General features: G+C 66.1%; 13 protein-coding genes. 5 read left to right on the forward strand and 8 right to left on the reverse strand.

The annotated features are described in order from the left end of the window. The first annotated feature begins 63 nt into the window (after nucleotides 1–63). The 4 genes from gcvH (at nucleotide 64) to FAZ98_RS13885 (ending at nucleotide 6,286) form a co-directional block, all read left to right on the forward strand. On the forward strand, nucleotides 64–444 hold the full coding sequence (gene gcvH / locus FAZ98_RS13870; RefSeq protein ID WP_158951728.1) for a glycine cleavage system protein GcvH: 381 nt from the start codon (nucleotides 64–66) through the stop codon (nucleotides 442–444). 85 nt (nucleotides 445–529) lie between these two features. Then, nucleotides 530–3,490 (forward strand): aminomethyl-transferring glycine dehydrogenase, encoded by a 2,961-nt coding sequence (gene gcvP / locus FAZ98_RS13875; protein WP_158951729.1) that lies wholly within the window; start codon nucleotides 530–532, stop codon nucleotides 3,488–3,490. Between the two features lie 159 nt (nucleotides 3,491–3,649). Then, nucleotides 3,650–4,795, forward strand: coding sequence for an alginate lyase family protein (locus FAZ98_RS13880; protein WP_407672013.1), 1,146 nt, complete (start codon nucleotides 3,650–3,652; stop codon nucleotides 4,793–4,795). A gap of 102 nt (nucleotides 4,796–4,897) precedes the next feature. Then, complete coding sequence (locus tag FAZ98_RS13885) at nucleotides 4,898–6,286, forward strand: L-serine ammonia-lyase (RefSeq protein ID WP_158951731.1); 1,389 nt, start codon at nucleotides 4,898–4,900, stop codon at nucleotides 6,284–6,286. Here FAZ98_RS13885 and FAZ98_RS13890 read toward each other — a convergent pair whose 3' ends face one another. The 5 genes from FAZ98_RS13890 to hemE form a co-directional block, all read right to left on the reverse strand. After that, a complete protein-coding gene (locus FAZ98_RS13890; RefSeq protein ID WP_158951732.1) occupies nucleotides 6,287–7,174 on the reverse strand; it encodes a DUF817 domain-containing protein in 888 nt (295 codons plus the stop codon). A gap of 116 nt (nucleotides 7,175–7,290) precedes the next feature. Continuing rightward, nucleotides 7,291–8,439, reverse strand: a complete 1,149-nt coding sequence (locus tag FAZ98_RS13895) for a branched-chain amino acid ABC transporter substrate-binding protein (RefSeq protein WP_158951733.1) — start codon at nucleotides 8,437–8,439, stop codon at nucleotides 7,291–7,293. A 94-nt stretch (nucleotides 8,440–8,533) separates the two neighbouring features. Further along, nucleotides 8,534–12,478, reverse strand: coding sequence for a trifunctional transcriptional regulator/proline dehydrogenase/L-glutamate gamma-semialdehyde dehydrogenase (putA, locus tag FAZ98_RS13900; protein ID WP_158951734.1), 3,945 nt, complete (start codon nucleotides 12,476–12,478; stop codon nucleotides 8,534–8,536). A 546-nt stretch (nucleotides 12,479–13,024) separates the two neighbouring features. Next, complete coding sequence (locus FAZ98_RS13905) at nucleotides 13,025–15,292, reverse strand: primosomal protein N' (protein WP_158951735.1); 2,268 nt, start codon at nucleotides 15,290–15,292, stop codon at nucleotides 13,025–13,027. A 426-nt stretch (nucleotides 15,293–15,718) separates the two neighbouring features. Then, on the reverse strand, nucleotides 15,719–16,810 hold the full coding sequence (gene hemE / locus FAZ98_RS13910) for a uroporphyrinogen decarboxylase (RefSeq protein ID WP_158951736.1): 1,092 nt from the start codon (nucleotides 16,808–16,810) through the stop codon (nucleotides 15,719–15,721). A 343-nt stretch (nucleotides 16,811–17,153) separates the two neighbouring features. Here hemE and FAZ98_RS13915 point away from each other — a divergent pair, with 343 nt between their 5' ends. Beyond that, nucleotides 17,154–17,921, forward strand: a complete 768-nt coding sequence (locus FAZ98_RS13915; protein ID WP_158951737.1) for a transporter substrate-binding domain-containing protein — start codon at nucleotides 17,154–17,156, stop codon at nucleotides 17,919–17,921. 834 nt (nucleotides 17,922–18,755) lie between these two features. Here the strand turns inward: FAZ98_RS13915 and FAZ98_RS13920 are convergent. The 3 genes from FAZ98_RS13920 to atpD all read right to left on the reverse strand — a co-directional run bounded on the left by FAZ98_RS13920 (nucleotide 18,756) and on the right by atpD (nucleotide 22,758). Further along, nucleotides 18,756–20,507: an AMP-binding protein gene (locus FAZ98_RS13920; protein WP_158951738.1), complete on the reverse strand. Its 1,752-nt coding sequence runs from the start codon at nucleotides 20,505–20,507 to the stop codon at nucleotides 18,756–18,758. A gap of 333 nt (nucleotides 20,508–20,840) precedes the next feature. Further along, the gene (locus FAZ98_RS13925) at nucleotides 20,841–21,266 is read right to left on the reverse strand and encodes a F0F1 ATP synthase subunit epsilon (RefSeq protein ID WP_112169952.1); all 426 of its coding nucleotides are present in this window, start codon (nucleotides 21,264–21,266) and stop codon (nucleotides 20,841–20,843) included. 97 nt (nucleotides 21,267–21,363) lie between these two features. After that, on the reverse strand, nucleotides 21,364–22,758 hold the full coding sequence (gene atpD, locus FAZ98_RS13930; protein WP_158951739.1) for a F0F1 ATP synthase subunit beta: 1,395 nt from the start codon (nucleotides 22,756–22,758) through the stop codon (nucleotides 21,364–21,366). Nucleotides 22,759–22,819 lie beyond the last annotated feature (61 nt).

Genomic DNA, 22,819 nt, shown 5'->3' on the forward strand with positions numbered 1-22,819 from the left:
GGACGCCGCCGCGCACGCCTCCCCTTTTGAATCGATAACACCGCACCACGCACTGGAGCAACCATGAGCATCCCGGCCGACCTGAAATACACCGAATCGCACGAGTGGATTCGCACCGAAGCCGACGGCACGCTGACCGTCGGCATCACGGACCACGCGCAGGAAGCGCTCGGCGACATCGTGTTCCTCGAGCTGCCCGAAGCGGGCCGCACGGTCGCCCCGGGCGACGCCATCGCCGTGATCGAGTCGGTCAAGGCCGCCTCGGACATCTACGCGCCGGTGGCGGGCGAGATCGTCGAAGCCAACACGTCGCTCGTCGACACGCCCGACCAGGTCAACGGCGCGCCGTACGAGTCGTGGCTCTTCAAGATCAAGCCTGCCGCCGACGCCAGGCTTGACGCGCTGATCGACGCCGAAGCCTACGGCAAGTCCATCGGCGCCTAACCCGCGTCCAGGCACGCAAACCGCAACGGCGCGGCGGCTCGCGCAATTCCCTCACCGCGCGCCGCCCGCGCCCGCAGGAAACACCATGAAGCTCGAACACCCGGATCCTCTGATGAACGCCCCGCTCTCGCTCGCCACGCTCGAAGCGCACGACGCTTTCGCCGCCCGTCACATCGGCCCCGACGCGGCCGACCAGCAGGCGATGCTCGACGCGCTCGGCTTCGCCACGCGCGACGCGCTGATCGACGCGGTCATTCCCGCGCAGATCCGCCGCAAGGAAACGCTGCCGCTCGGGCCGTTCGCGCAGCCGCGCTCGGAAGCCGAAGCGCTCGCGGCCCTGCGCGCGCTCGCGGACAAGAACCAGGTGTTCCGCTCGTACATCGGGCAGGGCTATTTCGACACGCACACGCCGGCCGTCATCCTGCGCAACGTGCTCGAAAATCCGGCCTGGTACACGGCTTACACGCCGTATCAGCCGGAAATCTCGCAAGGCCGTCTCGAAGCGCTGCTCAACTATCAGCAGATGATCGTCGACCTGACCGGCCTCGCCATCTCGAACGCCTCGCTGCTCGACGAAGCCACGGCCGCCGCCGAAGCCATGACGCTCGTGCAGCGCGTGGGCAAGTCGAAGTCGAACGTGTTCTTCGTCGCCGACGACGTGCTGCCGCAAACGCTCGAAGTCGTGAAGACGCGCGCATTGCCGATCGGTATCGAGGTGAAGGTCGGCCCCGCCGCTGAAGCGGCGACGGCCGGCGCGTTCGGCGTGCTGCTGCAATATCCGGGCGTGAACGGCGACGTGCGCGACTACCGCGAACTCGCCACCGCCGTGCACGCCGCGGGCGGCGCCGTGATCGCGGCCGCCGACCTGCTCGCGCTCACCGTGCTCACGCCGCCCGGCGAATGGGGCGCCGACGTTGCCGTGGGCAACTCGCAGCGCTTCGGCGTGCCGATGGGCTTCGGCGGCCCGCACGCCGCGTTTCTCGCGGTGAAGGACGAATTCAAGCGCCAGATGCCGGGGCGCCTCGTGGGCGTGACCGTCGACGCGCAAGGCAACCCCGCGCTGCGCCTCGCGCTGCAAACGCGCGAGCAGCATATTCGCCGCGAAAAGGCCACCTCGAACGTCTGCACGGCGCAGGCGCTGCTCGCGATCATGGCAAGCATGTACGCCGTGTATCACGGCCCGCAAGGCCTGAAGCGCATCGCGCTGCGCGTGAACCGCGTGGCCGCGATCCTCGCCGCAGGCGCGCAGCAGCTCGGCTACACGCTCGCCAACGCCACGTTCTTCGACACGCTCACGTTCGACACCGGCGCGCGCACCCAGGCGCTGCACGACGCCGCGCTCGCCCGCGGCATGAACCTGCGCCACGTGAGCGACACGCAAGTGGGCGTCACCGTCGACGAAACCACCACGCGCGCCGATCTCGCCGATCTGCTCGCCGTGTTCGCGCAAGCCGCGTTCGCAAGCGAAGCGCCCGCGCTCGACGCGCTCGACGCGGCGCTCGCCGCCGGTAAAGAGGCCACGTTCCCCGCCGCGCTCGCGCGCGAGAGCGCGTACCTCACGCACCCGGTGTTCAATCGCCATCATTCGGAAACGGAAATGCTGCGCTACCTGCGCAGTCTTTCCGACAAGGACCTCGCGCTCGACCGCTCGATGATCCCGCTGGGCTCGTGCACGATGAAGCTCAACGCAACCTCGGAAATGCTGCCGGTCACGTGGCCCGAGTTCGGCCGCATTCACCCGTTCGCGCCCGCCGAGCAAACCGTCGGCTATCGCGAGATGATCGACCAGCTCGAACAGATGCTCGTGGCCGCAACCGGTTACGCCGCCGTTTCGCTGCAGCCGAATGCCGGTTCGCAAGGCGAGTACGCGGGTCTGCTCATCATCCAGGCGTATCACGCCTCGCGCAACGAAGCGCACCGCAACGTCTGCCTGATCCCGGCTTCGGCGCACGGCACCAACCCGGCTTCGGCGCAGATGGCGGGCATGCAGGTCGTGGTCGTGGCCTGCGACGACCAGGGCAACATCGATCTCGCCGACCTCAAGGCCAAGGCCGAACAGCACGCGGCGAAGCTCGCGGCGATCATGATCACCTACCCGTCCACGCACGGCGTGTTCGAGCAGAACGTGCGCGAAGTCTGCGAGATCGTGCACGCGCACGGCGGCCAGGTGTATGTGGATGGCGCGAACATGAACGCCATGGTCGGTCTGGCGGCGCCGGGCCAGTTCGGCGGCGACGTCTCGCACCTGAACCTGCACAAGACGTTCTGCATTCCGCACGGCGGCGGCGGACCCGGCGTCGGTCCGGTGGCGGTGGGCGCGCACCTCGCGCAATTCCTGCCGAACCAGCTTTCGTCGGGCTACAAGCGTTCGACCGACCAGGGTCACGGCATCGGCGCCGTGAGCGGCGCGCCGTACGGCTCGGCCTCGATCCTGCCGATCTCGTGGATGTATATCGCGATGATGGGCGCGGCGAACCTCACGGCCGCCACCGAAAACGCGATCCTCAACGCGAACTACGTGGCCAAGCGCCTCGCGCCGCACTTCCCGGTGCTCTACAGCGGCCCCGGCGGCCTCGTCGCGCACGAGTGCATTCTCGACCTGCGCCCGATCAAGGACGCGAGCGGCATCACCGTCGACGACGTCGCCAAGCGCCTGATGGACTACGGCTTCCACGCGCCCACCATGAGCTTCCCGGTGCCGGGCACGCTGATGGTCGAGCCGACCGAATCGGAGTCGAAGGAAGAACTCGACCGGTTCGTCGACGCCATGGTCGCCATTCGCGAGGAAATCCGCGCCGTGGAGGAAGGCCGCGCCGACAAGGAAGACAACCCGCTGCGCCACGCGCCGCACACGGCCGCCGTGGTGATCGCGAACGACTGGCAGCACGCGTACTCGCGCGAGCAGGCCGCGTATCCGCTCGCTTCGCTGGTCGCGCGCAAGTACTGGCCGCCGGTTGGCCGCGCCGACAATGCGTACGGCGACCGCAACCTGTTCTGCTCGTGCGTGCCGTTGAGCGAGTACGCCGCCCAGGACGCGGGCGAATAAGCGGCACACGCCGAGACAACCCGCGCCGAACGCGTGCCATGCGCCGCCGCCTCGTCACCGGAATGATCTGGACGATGCGGCGGTTACCATCCGATGCACATTTGCCGCCGCAAACCGTTAACATCACACACCTGTCAGCCTTGAATCAGGGAGTCGCGCATGGCGCGGAAGGTGCGGATGAATTCACTGCGGAAGCCGGTTCGGCCGGATGCGGCTCGGCCGGCGGCCGGCACCGCCCGGTTCGCCAGGGGCGCGGCGCTCGCGCTCGCCTGCGTGGCGTGGGCGGGCACGGCCAGCGCGGCGATGAACTTTTGCGCGGCGCCCGCCCTGCAAACGAGCGAGCGCACCAATTCCGACCCCGGCGTGAAGGCGCTGGTCGCCGAGGTGCAATCGCACGTGAACGACGTGCCGCATGCGCTGCCCGCGCTGCACACGGAAGGCACCTTGCCGCACGAAGGCATCTACGACCAGAGCGTGGAGGCGGCGAAGGAACTCGACCTCATGCGCAACGCCGCGCTCGCGTGGCGCGCGACCAGCGACGAACGTTATCTGCGGCTCGTCGACCGGTTTCTGCTCGCGTGGGTCACCACTTACAAACCGAGCTTCAATCCCATCGACGAAACCCGGTTCGAGGGGCTGATCCTCGCCTACGACATGACGGCGAGCGCGCTGCCCGTGAAAACGCGCAACGCCACCATGCAGTTTCTCAACGCGTTCGCGAACGGCTATATCGCGCAGATCGACGCGCAGAAGCGCCCGCTCAAGGGCACCTTCGCGAACAACTGGCAGAGCCACCGCGTCAAGCTGATCGCGATGATCGCGTTCACGCTCGACAACCGCAAGATGATCGCCACGGCGCAGCGGCTGTTTATCGAGCATATTGGCGACAACATCGCGCCCGACGGCGCCACGCTCGACTTCGGCGAGCGCGATGCGCTGCATTACGTGACCTACGACTTGCAGCCGCTCGTGACGGCCGCGCTCGCCGCGCGCCGCCACAACCGCAACTGGCTGCCGGAGCGCGCGGCCAACGGCGCCTCGCTCGCGGCGGCGCTCGACTGGCTCAAGCCGTACGCGCTCGGCGACAAAACGCACGAGGAATTCGTGCATTCGAGCGTGCCGTTCGACGCCAAACGGCGCGAAGCGGGTCTGCCCGGCTACACCGGCGCGTGGGACCCGAAGAACGCCGCCGAGCTGTATCACCTCGCAGCGCGACTCGACGGCCGGTATGCGCCGGTCGCGCTGAAACTCGCGCCCACGCCACCCGCGTGGCTCGCGGTCTGTCTGCCGTTGCCGGCGCGCTGATACCCAGTGCGTGTCTGAAGGTTGCCGCGGCGGCATGATTTATTCGATGCCGCGCACAAGGCGGCATCGCTTCATACAACGTAGACAAGCAGGAGCAGCACCATGGCAGTGAGCGTTTTCGATCTCTTCAAAATCGGCATCGGGCCGTCCAGCTCACACACGGTCGGGCCGATGCGCGCGGCGCTGATGTTCGCCGAGGGACTCGAGCGCGACGCGCTGCTCGCCGCCACCGCCAGCGTGAAAGTGGAGCTGTACGGCTCACTCGGCGCGACCGGCAAAGGCCACGGCACCGACCGCGGCGTCATGCTCGGCCTGATGGGCGACGCGCCCGACACCGTCGACCCCGAGACCATCGCCGCGCGGCTCGACGCCGTGCGCACCACGCGCACGCTCGCGCTGCTCGGCCGGCACGTGATTCCGTTCACGCAGAAAGAGCACATCGCGTTCTATCGCCAGGCGCTGCCCGAGCACCCGAACGGCATGAAGCTGCGCGCGCTCGACGCGAGCGGCGCGACGCTGCGCGAAAGCACCTATCTCTCCGTGGGCGGCGGTTTCGTCGTCACGGCGGGCGCGCCCAATACCAAGGTGCTCGAAGCCGCGCAGCAACTGCCGCATCCGTTTCGCACCGGCGCGGAACTGCTCGCGCTGTGCGCCGCCACCGGCAAGAGCGTCGCGCAGCTCATGCTCGAGAACGAACGCGTCTGGCATGGCGATGTCGAGATCCGCACGGGCCTGTTGCGCATCTGGGACGTGATGCAGTCGTGCGTCTCGCGCGGCTGCGGGATCGGCAACCCGGACGCCGAAGGCACGCTGCCCGGCCCGTTCCAGGTCAAGCGCCGCGCGCCGCAACTGTATCGCGCGCTCACGGCGCATCCCGAGCGCGCGTTGCAGGACCCGCTCTCGATGATCGACTGGATCAACCTCTACGCGATCGCCGTGAACGAAGAAAACGCCGCGGGCGGCCGCGTCGTCACCGCGCCCACCAACGGCGCCGCCGGCATCATCCCCGCCGTGCTGCACTACTACGTGCGCTTCACGCCGGGCGCGAACGAACAAGGCGTGATCGACTTCCTGCTCACGGCCGCCGCCATCGGCATTCTCTACAAGCTCAATGCGTCGATTTCCGGCGCCGAAGTCGGTTGCCAGGGCGAAGTGGGCGTGGCCTGCTCGATGGCGGCGGGCGCGCTCGCGGCCGTGCTCGGCGGCACGCCGCTGCAAGTCGAGAACGCCGCCGAAATCGGCATGGAACACAACCTCGGCCTCACCTGCGACCCCGTGGGCGGCATGGTGCAGATTCCGTGCATCGAGCGCAACGCCATGGCTTCCGTGAAGGCCGTGAACGCCGCGCGCATGGCGCTGCGCGGCGACGGCGCGCATTACGTCTCGCTCGACTCCGTCATCAAGACCATGCGCGAAACCGGCGCCGACATGAAGACGAAGTACAAGGAAACCTCGCGCGGCGGCCTCGCGGTGAATATCGTGGAGTGCTGATTAATGTCGCGGCGCGCGCGGCCGGTTGACGAGCGTGACCATCACGTAACTCATGATGGTCAGCATGAACCACGAGCCGAGCTTGCCGAACGACACGAGGCTCCAGCCCTGCATCTGGTTCGGATAGAGCCACGCCTGGCTATAGGTGCCGAGGTTTTCCGCGAACCAGATGAAGGTGGCGATCAGGAAGAACGCGAGCAGCATCGGCATGCGGTGTTGCGCCGCGCCGATCGTGAAATACACCGTGCAGCGCCGGAACGCGAGCGCGATCAGCGCCATGATCGGATAGCGCAAATCGACAATGTAGTGATGCGTGAAGAAGTTTGCGTAAATGGCAACGGACAGCGCGGCCGTGACCGCGAGCGGCGGATGATGCGCGAAACGCAGATCGAAACCGCGGCACGCCCGCGTGATGTAGCTGCCGACCGAGGCGTACATGAAGCCCGTGAAGAGCGGCACGCCGCCAATGCGCAGATACGCGAATTCCGGATAGATCCACGAACCGACCGCCGTCTTGAACAGCTCCATGCCGGTGCCCGCGACATGGAACATGAGGATCACGGCAACTTCGTCCCACGTTTCGAGCCGCAAGGCGACCAGCGCGATCTGGATGACGACAGCGGCGATCGTGAGCGCGTCATAGCGCGGCAGCGCGGCGTCACGCGGATACCCAAGATGGCTCGCGATCAGCAGCGCCACCATCAGGCCGCCGAACAGGCACACCCACGCCTGCTTCACGCCGAACGCCACCAATACGCGCCACGCCGCGCCCGGCCCGCTGCGCCGCGCGTTGTCGCGCACCAGACGGCTCACCACGTCTTCGACCCAGGCGCCGGGTTGCCGCTTCGTGGCGTGCCGCTCGGCGGCTCGTTGTGCGGGGAGTTCCATGCGGTGTGATCGCTGAAATCGCGCGTATTGGAAAAGCGAAGCATAACGAAAAAGCCCCGCGGGCCGGAACCCGCGGGGCTTTTTTTCAACCGCCTCGAACTGATTCGAGCGCGTGCTTACTTGCCGCCCACGCTTTGCAGCGTCGTCCACTTGCCGTCGACGACCTTGTACAGCGTGATGCCGCCGTTCTTCAGGTCGCCCTTCGCGTCGTACGCGAGATGCGACGTGGTGACGGCCTGCATGTCGGTCTTCGCGAGGAACGGCAGGTACTTCGCCGGGTCCGTCGAGTTGGCCTTCTTCATGGCCGCGAACATGGCCATCGCGCCGTCGTAGGCGTACGGCGAGTACGTTTGCACGTCTTCGTTGAAGCGCTTCTTGTACTTCTCGACGTAGTCCTTGCCGCCAGGCATCTGGTCGAGCGGCAGGCCGGCGAGCGACGCCACCGTGCCGTTCGCCGCGTCGCCCGCGATCTGCAGGAACGTGGGCGTGTGGACCATTTCGCCGCCCATCAGCGGGGCCTTGATGCCGAGCGACTTCATCTGCTTGACCATCGGCGCGGCTTGCGAGTCGGCGCCGCCGAAGTACACCAGATCCGGGTTCATCGCCTTCGCCTTCGTCAGGACCGACTTGAAGTCGACGGCCTTGTCGTTGGTGTATTCACGGTCGATGATGTTGCCGCCCGCTGCCTTCGCGGCCTTCGTGAATTCGTCGGCGAGACCCTGGCCGTAAGCCGTGCGGTCGTCGATCACGACGATCTTCTTCAGACCGAGGTTCTTCACCGCGAACGTGCCCGCGACCGAACCTTGCTGCGTGTCCGAGGTCATCATGCGGAACGTGGTCTTGAAGCCTTGCTGCGTGTATTCGGGCGCCGTGGCCATGGCGATTTCGGGAATGCCCGCGTTCGCGTAGATGCGCGAAGCCGGGATCGTCGTGCCCGAGTTGAAGTGGCCGAGCATGCCCTTGATGCCGTCGTCGACGAGCTTCTGCGCGACGGTCGTGCCCGTGCGCGGGTCGGCCTGGTCGTCGGCCGAATCCAGCACGAAGTGCACCGGCTTGCCGCCGATCACCGGCTTTGTCGCGTTCATTTCTTCCACGGCGAGCGTGATGCCGTTCTGGAAGTCCTTGCCGTAGTGCGCCTGGGCGCCCGTCATCGGGCCGGCGAAACCAATCTTGACGTCGTCAGCCTGTTGCGCGTGCGCAGTCCCCGCCAGCGACACGGCCGCAACAAGCGTTGCGCCTGCCAGCTGCTTCATGGTGTGTTGCATTGCTTCTCCTTGGTACCAGGTATCGAATGAGCGGCTTTGGCGCGAGTGCCTTGCCGCTTCCTTGTCTTGAGACGACCGGTAGTATCGCTTGCGTTTAACCGATCGTCATCAAGTTTGCGTTGCCGCCTGCTGCTGCCGTATTCACGCTCACCGACCGTTCCGCGAGGAGACGTTCGAGCGCGTAATCTTCGTCGCCGTTGGCGAGCGCATGCGCCGCCACGCCTTGCACCGAGACGATCGGGCCGCCCCGCTTCGCCACTTCCTTCACGAGCGCGAGCAGCTCGTCGCTGTCGCCTTCGAACAGCACGGCGTCATACGGCGACTCCGCGTTCTTCTTCACCGTTGCGTAGGCCTTGAGCGACGCGGGCAGCGCGCTTACCAGCGCCTCGCCCGCCGCGCCCTGGAACAGCGCGCGATTGCCCGTGGCGATGGCCGCCGCGAGTTGCGCGCGCGCGCCGGTTGGCGTGGAGGGCACGCACAGCACCGTGCCGCGCGCCGACAGCGTGTAGGTGTTGCGCTCGCCCGTCGGGCCCGGCAGCACGGCCGTGGCGCCCGCGAGCACGTGTTCGAGATAGCCGTCGCAGCGCGCCGCGAGCGCGGGTTCGCGTTCGGCGATCAACCAGTCGCGCAGCGCGGTCAGCGCGGCGTGGGTGGACGGCGCCGCGGCCTTGTCGGCATCGGCTTGCGGTTGATCGACGATCAGCGCGTTGGCGAGCGACTTCGGCAAACCGGCCGGGCGCTTGGCCAGCAGACGCGACAGATACAGCGCGCCGCCCGCCTTCGGACCCGTGCCCGAAAGCCCTTCGCCGCCGAACGGCTGCACGCCCACCACGGCGCCAATCACGTTGCGGTTCACGTAGATGTTGCCCACGTGCGCGCGGCCCACCACGTGCGCGATGGTTTCGTCGATACGCGTGTGAATGCCGAGCGTGAGGCCGTAACCCGTTGCGCGAATCTGTTCGAGCAATTTGTCGAGCTGGCTGCGGCGATAGCGCACCACGTGCAGCACGGGGCCGAACACTTCGCGCTTGAGTTCGTCGATGCTGTCGAGTTCGATCAGCGTGGGCGGCACGAACGTGCCTTGCGCGCACGTGTCCGGCGCCACCATCTGCGTGACCTTGCGGCCCTTCTCGCGCATGCCGCCCACGTGCGAGTCGATGCCGCGCTTCGCGTCCACGTCGATCACCGGACCCACGTCGGTCGAGAGACGGTCGGGGTTGCCCACCGCGAGTTCCTGCATCGCGCCCGTGAGCATTTCGAGCGTGCGATCGGCCACGTCGTCCTGCAGACACAGCACGCGCAGCGCCGAGCAACGCTGGCCCGCCGAGTCGAACGCGCTTTGCAGCACGTCGGCGACGACCTGTTCCGCGAGCGCCGACGAATCGACGATCATCGCGTTCTGGCCGCCCGTTTCGGCGATCAGCGGAATCGGCCGGCCTTCGGCGTCGAGCCGCTCGGACAGCGTCTTGTTGATGAGGCGCGCGACTTCGGTCGAACCCGTGAACATCACGGCGCGCGTGCGGTGGTCGGCGACCAGCGCGGCGCCCACGGTTTCGCCCGTGCCCGGCAGCAACTGCACGGCGCCCGACGGCACACCCGCTTCGCGCAGGATACGCACGGCTTGCGCGGCGATCAGCGGCGTTTGTTCGGCCGGCTTCGCGAGCACGGTGTTGCCGGCGGCGAGCGCGGCGGCCACCTGGCCCATGAAGATCGCGAGCGGGAAGTTCCACGGGCTGATACACACGACCGGACCGAGCGGACGATGCGTGTCGTTCGAGAACTCGTCGCGGATCTGCGTGGAGTAATAGCGCAGGAAGTCGATGGCTTCGCGAATTTCCGACACCGCGTTCGGCAGCGACTTGCCCGCTTCGCGCACGATCAGCCCCATCAGCGTGTGCATCTGCGCTTCGAGCAGGTCGGCGGCGCGCGCGAGGCAGTCGGCGCGCGCTTCCACGGGCGTGGCCTGCCAGATGGGCGCGGCGGCCACGGCGTGCGAAAGCGCGGCGCTCACGTGTTCGCTCGTCGCTTCCACCACGGTGCCCACGAGATCGCGATGATCGGCGGGATTGCGCACGTCGCGCGCAACACCTTCAGCGAGGTCGATGTCGGCGAGCATCGGCGCGGCGCGCCACGGATGATGCGCGCTCGCCAGCAGCGCCGAAGAGAGCGACGCGAGACGGTGCTCGTTCGACAGGTCGAGGCCCATCGAGTTGAGACGCTCGCCGCCGAACAGCTCGCGCGGCAGCGGGATCTTCGTGTGCGGCGCGCCCGGCGGCACGACCTTCGCGGCGTCGTCCACGGGGTTCGTCACGAGTTCGGCAACGGGCACGGTTTCATCGGCGATACGGTTCACGAACGAGGTGTTCGCGCCGTTTTCGAGCAGGCGGCGCACGAGGTACGCGAGCAGCGTTTCGTGCGTGCCGACCGGCGCGTACACGCGGCACGGACGGTTCAGCTTGCCCTGCGAGAGCGGGCCCGTGACTTCTTCGTAGAGCGGCTCGCCCATGCCGTGCAGGCACTGGAATTCGTACTGGCCGGGATAGTAGTTCTGACCCGCGAGGTGATAGATCGCCGAGAGCGTGTACGCGTTGTGCGTGGCGAACTGCGGATACACCGCGTCGGGCGCGCCGAGCAGCTTCTTCGCGCACGCGAGGTACGAGACGTCCGTATAGATCTTGCGCGTGTACACCGGATAGCCTTCGAGGCCGTCCACCTGCGCGCGCTTGATTTCGGTGTCCCAGTACGCGCCCTTCACGAGGCGCACCATGATGCGGTGACGGCTGCGGCGCGCGAGATCGACGATGTAATCGATCACGAACGGGCAACGCTTCTGATACGCCTGCACCACGAAACCGATGCCGTTCCAGCCCGCGAGTTCCGGGTCGAAGCAAAGCGCTTCGAGCAGGTCGAGCGAGAGTTCGAGACGGTCGGCTTCCTCGGCGTCGATATTGAGGCCGATGTCGTAGCGGCGCGCGAGAATCGCGAGCGCCCGCACGCGCGGCAGCAACTCGTTCATCGTGCGTTCCTGCTGCGCGCGCGAATAGCGGGCGTGCAGCGCGGAGAGCTTGATCGAGATGCCCGGACCTTCGTAGATGCCGCGCCCGCCCGCCGCCTTGCCGATAGCGTGAATCGCCTGCTCGTACGACGCGTAGTAACGCTGCGCGTCGGCTTCGGTGGTCGCGGCTTCGCCGAGCATGTCGTACGAGTAGCGGAAACCGCGCGCTTCGAACTTGCGGCTGTTGGCGAGCGCTTCGGAAATGTTCTCGCCCGTGACGAACTGCTCGCCCATCAGGCGCATGGCCATGTCCACGCCCTTGCGGATCAGCGGCTCGCCGCCCTTGCCGATCATGCGCGTAAGCGCCGACGACAAACCGGTCTCGCTGTTCGTGGTGACGAGCTTGCCCGTGATCATCAAGCCCCACGTGGCGGCGTTGACGAACAGCGACGGCGCGTGACCGACGTGCGACTTCCAGTCGCCCTTGCTGATCTTGTCGCGAATCAGCGCGTCGCGCGTGGCGCGGTCGGGAATACGCAGCAGCGCTTCGGCGAGGCACATCAGCGCGACGCCTTCCTGGCTGGAGAGCGAGAACTCGTGGATCAGGCCTTCCACGCCGCCGCCGGTGCGCTTCGCGCGCAGCGTTTCGACCAGCTTCGTGGCCAGTTTGGTGACGTCGCCGGTGAGATTGGCGGGCAGACGCGCCTCGCCGATCAGGAACGGCACGCACTCCGGTTCCGGGCGGCGGTACGCGGCGGTGATGGCCGCGCGCAGCACCGACTGCGGTTGCACGTTCTGGGCGAATTCGAGAAACGGATGCGAGGCCGCATCTTCGTCGTCGTGGGTAGCACCGTCGGCAAGATCGGTCGCGCCGACATGGCCGTTCAGTTCGGGCGGCAGCTGGCCGTGCTCGATCTTTTCGAGGTAGGCGAAGATCGCCTGCTTGATGAGCCAGTGCGGCGTGCGTTCGAGGCGCGTGGCGGCGTCCTTGAGCCGGGAGCGGAGGAGATCGTCGACTTTGACGCCAAGTGTGGTGCTAGCCATGTTTCCTTCGTATGCCGGCGAACCTCACCGGCGGTGACTGAAAAGTTGGCGAATCGTAACCCTCCAATTAAAAAGGTGCAACCAGTCAATGCGATTGGTTGCACCCCGTTGTAACCCGCGCGCAGCCTGGGTTTCCAGCCAATGCCCGCGCGCCGGGCGGCGCCGGTTGCGCTCAGTGTTTTCCCTGGCCACAAAGTTTTGCGGACAACCCTAATCCATTCCCGCGCGTTGCCGTTATACAGGCAAGACGGGGGTTGTTCGATCCAAAAAAAAGATCGTAGGGCGAGGACCAAATGGAAAAGCTGATGGTAATTGCGGGAATCTGGGCGCTGTGCGCGTTGTGTATCGTCATGTTCATGCGCGGCGCGACCGCGCCGACGACGCGTCGCCTAAGCCCCGCGCGCGTGAAAACCGGTGAAACGGTGCATCACGCCGAGCAGCAATAAGCGGGCAGCTACCACCAGCTCGCGCACGGGCGGCGGCGTTGCACCGCCGCCCGTGCGCGGCTTCCTGCGGTGGCGCCGTTTCGGCGCGCCGCCCGAGCCGCTAGATGTCGAGCGGATCGACTTCGAGATTCCAGCGCAGCACGCCGCTGCCCGCGCGATTGGCGCGCAACAGGGGCAGCCATGCGCGCAGCGTCGCCTGCAGCGCGGCGCGCGACTGACTTTCCACCAGTAATTGCGCGCGATGCGCGTTCATCACCTTGACGATGGTCAGCGGCACCGCGTCGTAGACCGTCACGCGCCCGGCGGCGGGCAAGGTGGCGAGCGCCTCGGCGCCTTGCGCGAGAAACGCGAGCGCGGCCTCCAGCGTGCGCCCCTCGGCGCGCAGCAGCGCCTGATAGACGAACGGCGGCAGATGCGCGTCGCGGCGCTCGGCCAGCGTCGTATTGGCGAATCCCACGTAATCCTGCCGGGCCAGCGCGTGATAGAGCGCATGGCGCGGATAACGCGTCTGCACGATCACTTCGCCGGGCAAACCTGCCCGCCCCGCGCGGCCGCTCACCTGCATCAACTGCGCGAACAGGCGCTCGCTCGCCCGGAAGTCGTGCGAGAACAGCGCGTTGTCGGCGTTGAGCACGCCCACCAGCGAGACGCGCTGGAAATCGTGCCCCTTCGCGATCATCTGCGTGCCCACCAGAATGTCCACGTCGCCCGCGTGCACGTCGGAAAAGAGCGCCTGCGCGCTGCCCTTGCGGCGCGTGCTGTCCGCGTCGATCCGCAACACGCGCGCGCCCGGCACCGCGCTCGCGAGCGCCTCCTCGATCCGCTGCGTGCCGCGGCCCATCGGCGCGATGTCGACATTGCCGCATTCGGGGCACGAATGCGGAATGCGCGCTTCCCAGCCGCAGTGATGACAGCGCAGCGCGCGCTCGGGCTTGTGCAGCACGACGTAGGCGCTGCAGCGCGGGCAGCCCGCGACCCAGCCGCACGCGTCGCACGCGAGCGTGGGCGCGTAGCCGCGGCGGTTCAGGAAGATCAGGCTTTGCTCGCCGCGTTCGAGGCGTGCCTTCATCGCGGCGACCAGCGGGCCGGACAGCCCTTCGAACGAAGCACGGCCGCGCCGCCGCTCCTCTTCCAGATCGATCAGACGCACGCTCGGCAACACCGCGTCGGCCACGGCGCGGCGCGCGAGCGTAAGGCGCGTGTAGCGGCCCTGATCGGCCTGCCACCAGCTTTCGAGCGAAGGCGTGGCCGACCCGAGCACGACGGCAATATCGAGCTGCTTGGCGCGCCACACGGCCAGATCGCGCGCCGAATAACGCAAGCCTTCCTGCTGCTTGTAGGCGGGGTCGTGTTCCTCGTCCACCACGATCATCGCCAGCTTCGGCAGCGAGGCCAGCACGGCGAGGCGCGTACCGAGCACGATGCGCGCGCGGCCCGTGTGCGCGGCGAGCCAGTGGCGCGCGCGTTCGCCTTCGGCGAGACCGCTGTGCAACGTGACGATGGCGTCGTTGGCGAGCGTGGCCGCGAAGCGCGTGCGAAACGCCGCCTCGAACTGCGGCGTGAGATTGATTTCGGGGACGAGAACCAGCGCCTGGGCCTCGGGTTCGCGCGCCAGCAGCGCCGCGAGCGCGCGCAGATACACCTCGGTCTTGCCGCTGCCCGTCACGCCGTGCAGCAGGAACGGCGCGAAGCCGCGCGCGGCGCCGATCGCCTCGACGGCGGCGGCCTGCTCGTCGCTCAGGCGCGGCACGGTCACGGCCGGTGGGGTGGCTTCGGCTTGCGTCGCGCGGTTGGCGGCCGTGCCCATTTCGACGACGTCGTGCACGACCCAGCCCGCCTCGCGCCACGCGTCGAGCGTGGCGATCGCCTTGGGATGCAGCGCGCGCGCCTGCGCGGGATCCAGCTCGCCGCGCTCCGCCAGTTCCTGCGCGAGACGGCGCAGCGCCTGGGCGCGCGCGGGCAGGGCCTCGGGCAGCGCGGCGCGGCCGGCCTCCGAGAGCCGGTAACGCTCCTCGGGCGCGAGCAGCCGCGCCCAGCGCGACGGATCGCGCAGCGCCTGCGGCAAGGCGGGCAGCGCGACTTCGCCCAGACCGCGCTGGTAGTAATCGGCGGCAAAAGCGGTCAGTGCGAGCCATTGCGGCGAGAGCGGCGGGCACGCGGTGCACAGCGCCAGCACGTCGCGGAGCTTGGCCGCGGGTACGTCACTGTGAGCGCTCACTTCGCAGATCAAACCGACAACATCGCGCCGCCCGAACGGCACGCGCACCAGCATGCCGGGCTCGGCGGGACCGGCATCGTGCGCCATCCGGTAGTCGTAAAGCGCCGACGACGGATGATCCAGCGCAACGCGTACGAAACCCGCGTTCATGCCCCAATCTCCGCGTTTTTCCGTGCGCAGGCGCACCGACGCCCCAACTTAAAGTAGAACTTGAGATTCGGCGCTAAGTTTTGGATTCCGCAGAACAATCGCGCCCCCGAATCTGCGCCTGTGGATAACTTTGTTGAGAACTCCGGCCCGCGCGCTTTGGGAAGCTTGCGCGGGGCCATTATGTGGGATACCGCACAGAACGCCGTGGAGCGCCGAAAGCCTTATCTGTCAAGGGTCTGATTGATTCTGCACAGCGCTCCATCAGCCTTTGCGACGATCTTTCGATCTTGCGCGCCGCAACGAGAGAAGTGTGCATAAGTCAAGTCTTGACAGACTCGCGAAGCCGGCTGGGCGGCCTCTTTAGCCCGGTCTTACCCTGAGACCCAGAGCCCAGCGCGCTGCGCCGCAGCAAAATGCCACAGCGCGTCAGACCGATCCGGCACGCAAAGCGCGGCTATGACGATGCACCTCGTCGACCAGTTCCGCGACGCTTTCGGGCGGCGTGAACTGCGAGATGCCGTGCCCCAGATTGAACACGTGGCCGGGATGCGCGCCGTAGCTGTTCAGTACCGAGCGGGCCTGCTCGCGAATCGCCGCGGGCGAGGCGAACAGCACATTCGGGTCGAGATTGCCCTGCAGCGCCACGCGGTCGCCCACGCGTTCGCGCGCGCGGCCGAGATTGACGGTCCAGTCGAGCCCGACCGCGTCCACGCCCGTGTTGGCGATTTCGTCGAGCCACAGGCCGCCGCCCTTCGTGAAGGTGATGACCGGCACGCGCGCGCCGTCGTGCTCACGTTTGAGCGCCGCCACCACGCGCGCGATGTACGCGAGCGAGAAGCGCTGATAAATGCCGTCGGCGAGCGCGCCGCCCCACGTGTCGAAGATCATCACGGCCTGGGCGCCCGCTTCGATCTGTGCGTTCAGATACGCCGCCACGGCCTGCGCGTTGACTTCGAGAATGCGCTCCATGAGGTCGGGGCGCGCGTACAGCATCGACTTGACGGTGCGGAAGTCGTCCGAGCCGCCGCCTTCGACCATGTAGCAGGCGAGCGTCCACGGGCTGCCCGAGAAGCCGATCAGCGGCACGCGCTGACGCCCTTCGCCGTCGGTCAGTGCGCGGCGAATCGCGCGCACGGCGTCGGTCACGTAGCCGAGCGTTGCGTCGATGTCGGGCACCGCGAGGCGCGCCACATCGGCTTCGGTCCGCACCGGATGCGCGAACTTCGGGCCCTCGCCCGCCTGAAACGACAGGCCGAGCCCCATGGCGTCGGGAATCGTCAGGATGTCGGAGAACAGGATCGCGGCGTCGAGCGGATAGCGTTCGAGCGGCTGGAGCGTCACCTCGGTCGCGTAGTCGGGATTCTTCGCGAGACCGAGAAAGCTCCCCGCGCGGCTGCGCGTGGCGTTGTACTCCGGCAGATAGCGGCCGGCCTGGCGCATCAGCCAGATCGGCGTGTAGTCGGTCGGCTGGCGCAGGAGCGCGCGCAGGAAGGTGTCGTTCAGGAGAGTTTGGGCCACGTGCGGAAGCGCGCCGAGCGCGTCGGAATCGGAAAGCAAGCGGGCATTTTACCGGAGCGACTGGCGAAGCGCGGCCCGCGAGGATGGCCCCGATAAATGCGGCGAAACGGCGCGGCACCTCTTGCGCACCTCTTGCGCACCTCTTGCGCGGCCCGACGCGCGAATCGCGTCGCGGGCATGACCGCCGCGATCGCCGTGCACCGGGCCCTCAGGTAAGTCCGTGCTTAACCGCCGCGCGGGCGCGGGCTATCATCAAGCGCCTTTCCGAACCATTACACGAATCAAAACGACGTCGATCGCGCGTTCGCGCCCGCATCGACCTGCGCATCCTGGAGACGACCCGATGAAGAAAACCGCTCTCGCCCTGACCGCCGCGCTGCTGAGCGCCGGCGCGCTCGCCCAGCAGGCGCCCTCGCACCTCGACGAAGTGCTCTCGCGCGGCACGCTGCGCGCGTGCACCACGGGCGACTACAAGCCGTATTCCTACTACAAACCGGACGGCACGTTCGAAGGCATCGACATCGACATGACGGAGTCGCTCGCGAAGTCGCTCGGCGTGAAGGCGGAGTTCGTGAAGACCTCGTGGTCGAATCTCATGAACGACTTCCTCGCGAAGTGCGACGTGGCCGTGGGCGGCGTGTCGACCACGCTCGACCGGCAAAAGCGCGCGTTCTTCACGGAGGCGTATCAGGTCGACGGCAAGACGCCGATCGTGCGTTGCGCCGACGTGCAGAAGTACCAGACCGTCGCGCAGATCGACCAGCCTGCGACGCGTGTGATCGTGAATCCGGGCGGCACCAACGAGCGCTTCGCGAAGCAGTTCTTCCCGCACGCGAATCTCACCGTGTACCCCGACAACGTGACGGTGTTCAAGCAGATTCTCGCGGGCAAGGCCGACGTGATGGTGACCGATGCTTCGGAGACCTTGCTACAGCAAAAGCTGAATCCGGGACTGTGCTCCGTGCATCCGGACCAGCCGTTCCAGTACGGCGAAAAAGCGTGGATGGTGCCGCGCGGCGACGTGGTGTTCCAGCAGTACGTGAATCAGTGGTTGCATCTGGCGCGCGCAAGCGGGGAATATCAGGCAATCTCCGACAAGTGGCTGAAGTAAAACGCGCTCACACCATGCGCATGGCTTGACGAGATCGCGTTGCGACCCCGCAAATGCTACGAGGAGTTGCAACGGAAGTTTGCAACGCGAGTCGCGCAAAGCTTGCATGGCACGCACACCTTGTGGCGCCACGCATTTTGCATGTCTCCACGCGGCGTATTTGCCGTCGTGAATTCGTGCGATGAAATGTTCGCAACGCCCCATATAACGGGGCTCTAATCATGCGATTCGAATTTGCGAACATCGTGAATCCGGCATGCCGCGAAAGCACAAAAGAATATCGCCGTAAAAATGACTTTCGCGAAACGAACGGGCTGGCAATAAATCCCGCGGAGCCTTGTCCCACGGGCGTTACAACCTGAAACACTTTGTTACCGCGAAGCCCCATTAATTCGCCCACAATGCCTTCAACGGTTTCAACACGGATGTGGCTGGGTGCAAGTGTGAGCGGACACGAATACTCCAGCCGGTCGGCGTGACCTCCAGGTTCGTCGGAGCCCTCTTGAGGGGCATCCTTGTTGGAGCCGTGACCGGGCGTACAGTACGTTTCCTACCCGGCTCCTCCTTTGGTCTCCTCGCGCTAACCCCGTAGCGTGTGGTTTTTAGCGGGCTCCAGGCCCGCTTTTTTTTCGTCCCTACCTTTTGTTATTCGCTGGGCATCGCGTCCGGCGATTTTCGTTTTTTCGCTATTCTTTCGGAATCCCAGGTATTCATTCGAACAAGAAAATCGCCGCGCGGTTTTCGTTGGTCGCGGCGATTTTTCGCTTATCGGCGTGCGTTTTTATGCAGCGTGTGCTCGCATTATTGGCGGCTTAAATCTGCGCCTGGCCTACATCACGCGGTCTTCTGTTCGCCCAGTTTCAACTCGTCGATCATGCGCGCGCGCATCACGAACTTCTGCACTTTGCCCGTGACCGTCATCGGCAATTCGTCGACGAAGCGAATGTACTTCGGAATCTTGTAGTGCGCGATTTGCCCGTGGCAGAACGCCTGAATGTCTTCGGCGCTCGCGCTTTCACCGGGGCGCAGCACGATCCACGCGCATACTTCCTCGCCGTATTTCGCGTCGGGCACGCCGAACACCTGCACCGACTGCACCTGCGGATGGCGGAACAGGAACTCCTCGATCTCGCGCGGATAAATATTCTCGCCGCCGCGGATCAGCATGTCCTTCAGGCGGCCCACGATGTTGCAGTAGCCCTCGGCGTCGAGCGTGGCGAGATCGCCCGTGTGCATCCAGCCGTCGACGATCGACTCCGCCGTTTTTGCCTCGTCGCCCCAATACCCCAGCATCACCGAATAGCCTCTCGTGCACAGTTCGCCCGTTTCGCCCACGGGCACGACGTTGCCGAGCGCATCGACGATCTTCACTTCGAGATGCGGTTGAATGCGGCCGACCGTCGTAGTGCGCTTGTCGAGCGGATCGGTGGTCGAACTTTGAAACGACACGGGGCTCGTTTCCGTCATGCCGTACGCGATGGTGATTTCCGCGAGATGCATTTTCGCGACCACGCGCTTCATGGTTTCGATCGGGCACGGCGAGCCCGCCATGATGCCCGTGCGCAACTTCGAGAGGTCGAAGCGCGCGAAGTCCGGGTGATCGAGTTCGGCGATGAACATCGTCGGTACGCCATGGAGCGCCGTGCACCCTTCCGCCGCGACCGCCTCGAGCGTCGCGCGCGGGTCGAACGCCTCGCCGGGGAACACCATCGCCGCGCCCACCGAAACACAGGCGAGCACCGCGAGCACCATGCCGAAGCAGTGGTACAGCGGCACGGGAATGCAAAGCGAGTCGGCTTCGGTCAGACGCATGGCCTGCGCGATGAAGCGACCGTTGTTGAGCACGTTGCGATGCGTGAGCGTGGCGCCCTTGGGATTGCCGGTCGTACCGCTCGTGAACTGGATGTTGATGGCGTCGTCGGGCGCGAGCGTCGCGGCAATGGCGTCGAGCCACGCGGTGCCGTCTCGCGCGATACGCTCGCGGCCCAGCTCCACGATCTCGCTGAAGCACAACATGCCGGGCGTGGCCGTGTCGCACATGCGCACGACAGCGCGCAGATCCGGCAAACGTGCTGCGCGCAGCTGACCCGGTGCCGCGCGCTCGAGTTCGGGCGCGAGCGTCTGCAACATCTCCAGATACTTCGACGTCTTGAAGCTTTCGGCCGCAACGATCGCCTTGCAACCGACCTTGTTCAGCGCGTATTCGAGTTCGGCGAGGCGATACGCGGGATTGATGTTGACGAGCACCGCGCCCATGCGCGCGGTCGCGAATTGCGTGAGCAGCCACTCGACGCGATTGGGCGACCAGATGCCCACGCGGTCGCCCGCCACGATGCCGATCTCGGCGAAACCAGCCGCCAGAATATCGACCTCGGCCACGAACTCGGCCCAGCTCCAGCGAATGCCCTGCTCGCGGAACACCACGGCGGGACGTTCGGGAAACCGCGCCGCCGTGGCGCGCAGGAAATCGCCGATCGTCGCGTCGGAGAGCGGCACGTCGCGCGTGCCTCTCACGTAGGAAAGCCCGTCGCGCGGGGCGATGATCGCCTTGTGTACGGCGCCCGCGCCGGCTGCGTCGATGGCCATGATGGCTGTCTCCCCGGGAGCATCCACTCCCGCTGAAATGGATTTGAAATGGATTGTGCCACCGGCCTTCGCGGCGACGGCATCAAGTTTTACCCGCAGCGCGAACCGCGTTCGGGCGCGCGGCGTCTCCTCGTCACCCTGGCCGCGAAGGCATGATTTGGCATTACCTTTCCGTAAACGTCAAGTCTGACAGACCATGAGGCATTCGCGGGAGGACGTCGATAACACCGCGCTCGATTTCAGCGCACCAAAACAAAAAGGGCTTCCGGTGAGGGAAGCCCTTTGTTGTTCGCTCGCGCCACGCCGTGAACGGCGCGCGGCGGGCGTACGGAATCAGTGCTGATTCATCTTGCGCAGGCGCTGGATCGCCGCGAGTTGCGCCACGGCGTAAGCCAGTTCGGCTTGCGCGGTTGCGTACTCGAGGTTCGAACCCGAGTTCTGCAGGGCCTCTTCGGCGCGCTTGCGCGCTTCCGTGGCCTTTGCTTCGTCGAGGTCCTTGCCGCGGATCGCGGTGTCGGCGAGCACCGTCACGGCGCCCGGCTGCACTTCGAGAATGCCGCCTGCGACGAACACGAACTCTTCGTTGCCGTCTTCGGCCACGATGCGCACGGCACCCGGACGAATACGCGTGATGAGCGGCGTGTGGCCCGGCAGAATGCCCAATTCGCCCGCCTCGCCCGGAAGCGCGACGAACTTCGCCTGGCCGTCGAAGATGCTCTCTTCGGCGCTGACGACGTCTACCTTGATGGTTGCTGCCATATGTTTCGGCTCCTCGTTGAGTAAGTTGTGGCGGCGGGATCGATCAGCGTTGACCGGTAAGTCATCGCCAAACTTCCCGCCTCTCAGCAACTAACCCTTACTGGATCTTCTTGGCCTTTTCGAAGGCTTCGTCGATCGTGCCGACCATGTAGAACGCTTGCTCCGGCAGGTGATCGCATTCGCCATCGACGATCATCTTGAAGCCGCGGATCGTTTCCTTCAGCGGCACGTACTTGCCCGGCGAGCCCGTGAAGACTTCCGCGACGTGGAACGGCTGCGAGAGGAAACGCTGGATCTTGCGAGCGCGCGCGACCGACAGCTTGTCTTCCGGCGACAGTTCGTCCATGCCCAGAATGGCGATGATGTCGCGCAGTTCCTTGTAGCGCTGGAGCGTCTGCTGCACGCGGCGCGTGATCGAGTAGTGCTCTTCACCGATCACGTTCGGGTCGATCTGGCGCGAGGTCGAGTCGAGCGGATCGACTGCCGGGTAGATACCCAGCGAAGCGATGTCACGCGACAGCACGACGGTTGCGTCCAGGTGGCCGAAGGTCGTAGCCGGCGACGGGTCGGTCAAGTCGTCCGCAGGGACGTACACGGCCTGAACCGACGTAATCGAGCCCTTCTTCGTGGACGTGATGCGCTCTTGCAGCTTGCCCATTTCTTCAGCCAGCGTCGGCTGATAGCCCACTGCCGACGGCATACGGCCGAGCAGTGCCGACACTTCCGTGCCAGCCAGCGTGAAACGGTAGATGTTGTCGACGAAGAACAGAACGTCGAGGCCTTCGTCACGGAAGTGCTCGGCCATCGTCAGACCGGTCAGCGCGACGCGCAGACGGTTGCCCGGCGGCTCGTTCATCTGGCCGTAGACCAGCGCGACCTTGTCCAGGACGTTCGAGTCCTTCATTTCGTGATAGAAGTCGTTCCCTTCGCGGGTACGCTCGCCAACACCGGCGAACACGGAGAAACCACCGTGTTCCTTCGCGATGTTGTTGATGAGTTCCATCATGTTGACGGTCTTGCCCACGCCGGCGCCACCGAACAGGCCAACCTTACCGCCCTTTGCGAACGGGCAGATCAGGTCGATCACCTTGATGCCGGTTTCGAGCAGTTCAGCCGAAGGCGACAGCTCGTCGAACGCCGGAGCCTTCTGGTGGATCGCGCGCGTGACTTCGTTCGAGATCGGGCCGGCTTCGTCGATCGGGCGACCGAGCACGTCCATGATACGGCCGAGCGTCGGCTTGCCGACCGGCACGCTGATGGGCTTGCCCGTGTTCTTCACCACGGTGCCGCGGCGCAGGCCGTCCGACGCACCCAGACAGATGGTGCGCACGACGCCGTCGCCGAGCTGCTGCTGCACTTCGAGGGTCAGTTCCGACCCGTCGAGAACCAGCGCGTCGTAGATCTTCGGCATGCTCTCGCGCGGGAATTCCACGTCGATCACCGCGCCGATGCACTGTACGATCTTGCCTTCTACCAAAGCAGTTGTACTCATCGATTTTCCTTTAGATACCTGAATTCTTCACTCGCTCACCGGTTCAGCACCGGCGCGGTTT

It is taken from the genome of Paraburkholderia acidisoli, from assembly GCF_009789675.1.
Taxonomy (GTDB): domain Bacteria; phylum Pseudomonadota; class Gammaproteobacteria; order Burkholderiales; family Burkholderiaceae; genus Paraburkholderia; species Paraburkholderia acidisoli.

Bases quoted from the DNA above. Each gene is read 5' to 3' on its own strand.
- gcvH (WP_158951728.1), top strand. From the start codon at position 64: ATGAGCATCCCGGCCGACCTGAAATACACCGAATCGCACGAGTGGATT.
- gcvP (WP_158951729.1), top strand. From the start codon at position 530: ATGAAGCTCGAACACCCGGATCCTCTGATGAACGCCCCGCTCTCGCTC.
- FAZ98_RS13880 (WP_407672013.1), top strand. From the start codon at position 3,650: ATGGCGCGGAAGGTGCGGATGAATTCACTGCGGAAGCCGGTTCGGCCG.
- FAZ98_RS13885 (WP_158951731.1), top strand. From the start codon at position 4,898: ATGGCAGTGAGCGTTTTCGATCTCTTCAAAATCGGCATCGGGCCGTCC.
- FAZ98_RS13890 (WP_158951732.1), bottom strand. From the start codon at position 7,174: ATGGAACTCCCCGCACAACGAGCCGCCGAGCGGCACGCCACGAAGCGG.
- FAZ98_RS13895 (WP_158951733.1), bottom strand. From the start codon at position 8,439: ATGCAACACACCATGAAGCAGCTGGCAGGCGCAACGCTTGTTGCGGCC.
- putA (WP_158951734.1), bottom strand. From the start codon at position 12,478: ATGGCTAGCACCACACTTGGCGTCAAAGTCGACGATCTCCTCCGCTCC.
- FAZ98_RS13905 (WP_158951735.1), bottom strand. From the start codon at position 15,292: ATGAACGCGGGTTTCGTACGCGTTGCGCTGGATCATCCGTCGTCGGCG.
- FAZ98_RS13915 (WP_158951737.1), top strand. From the start codon at position 17,154: ATGAAGAAAACCGCTCTCGCCCTGACCGCCGCGCTGCTGAGCGCCGGC.
- FAZ98_RS13920 (WP_158951738.1), bottom strand. From the start codon at position 20,507: ATGGCCATCGACGCAGCCGGCGCGGGCGCCGTACACAAGGCGATCATC.
- FAZ98_RS13925 (WP_112169952.1), bottom strand. From the start codon at position 21,266: ATGGCAGCAACCATCAAGGTAGACGTCGTCAGCGCCGAAGAGAGCATC.
- atpD (WP_158951739.1), bottom strand. From the start codon at position 22,758: ATGAGTACAACTGCTTTGGTAGAAGGCAAGATCGTACAGTGCATCGGC.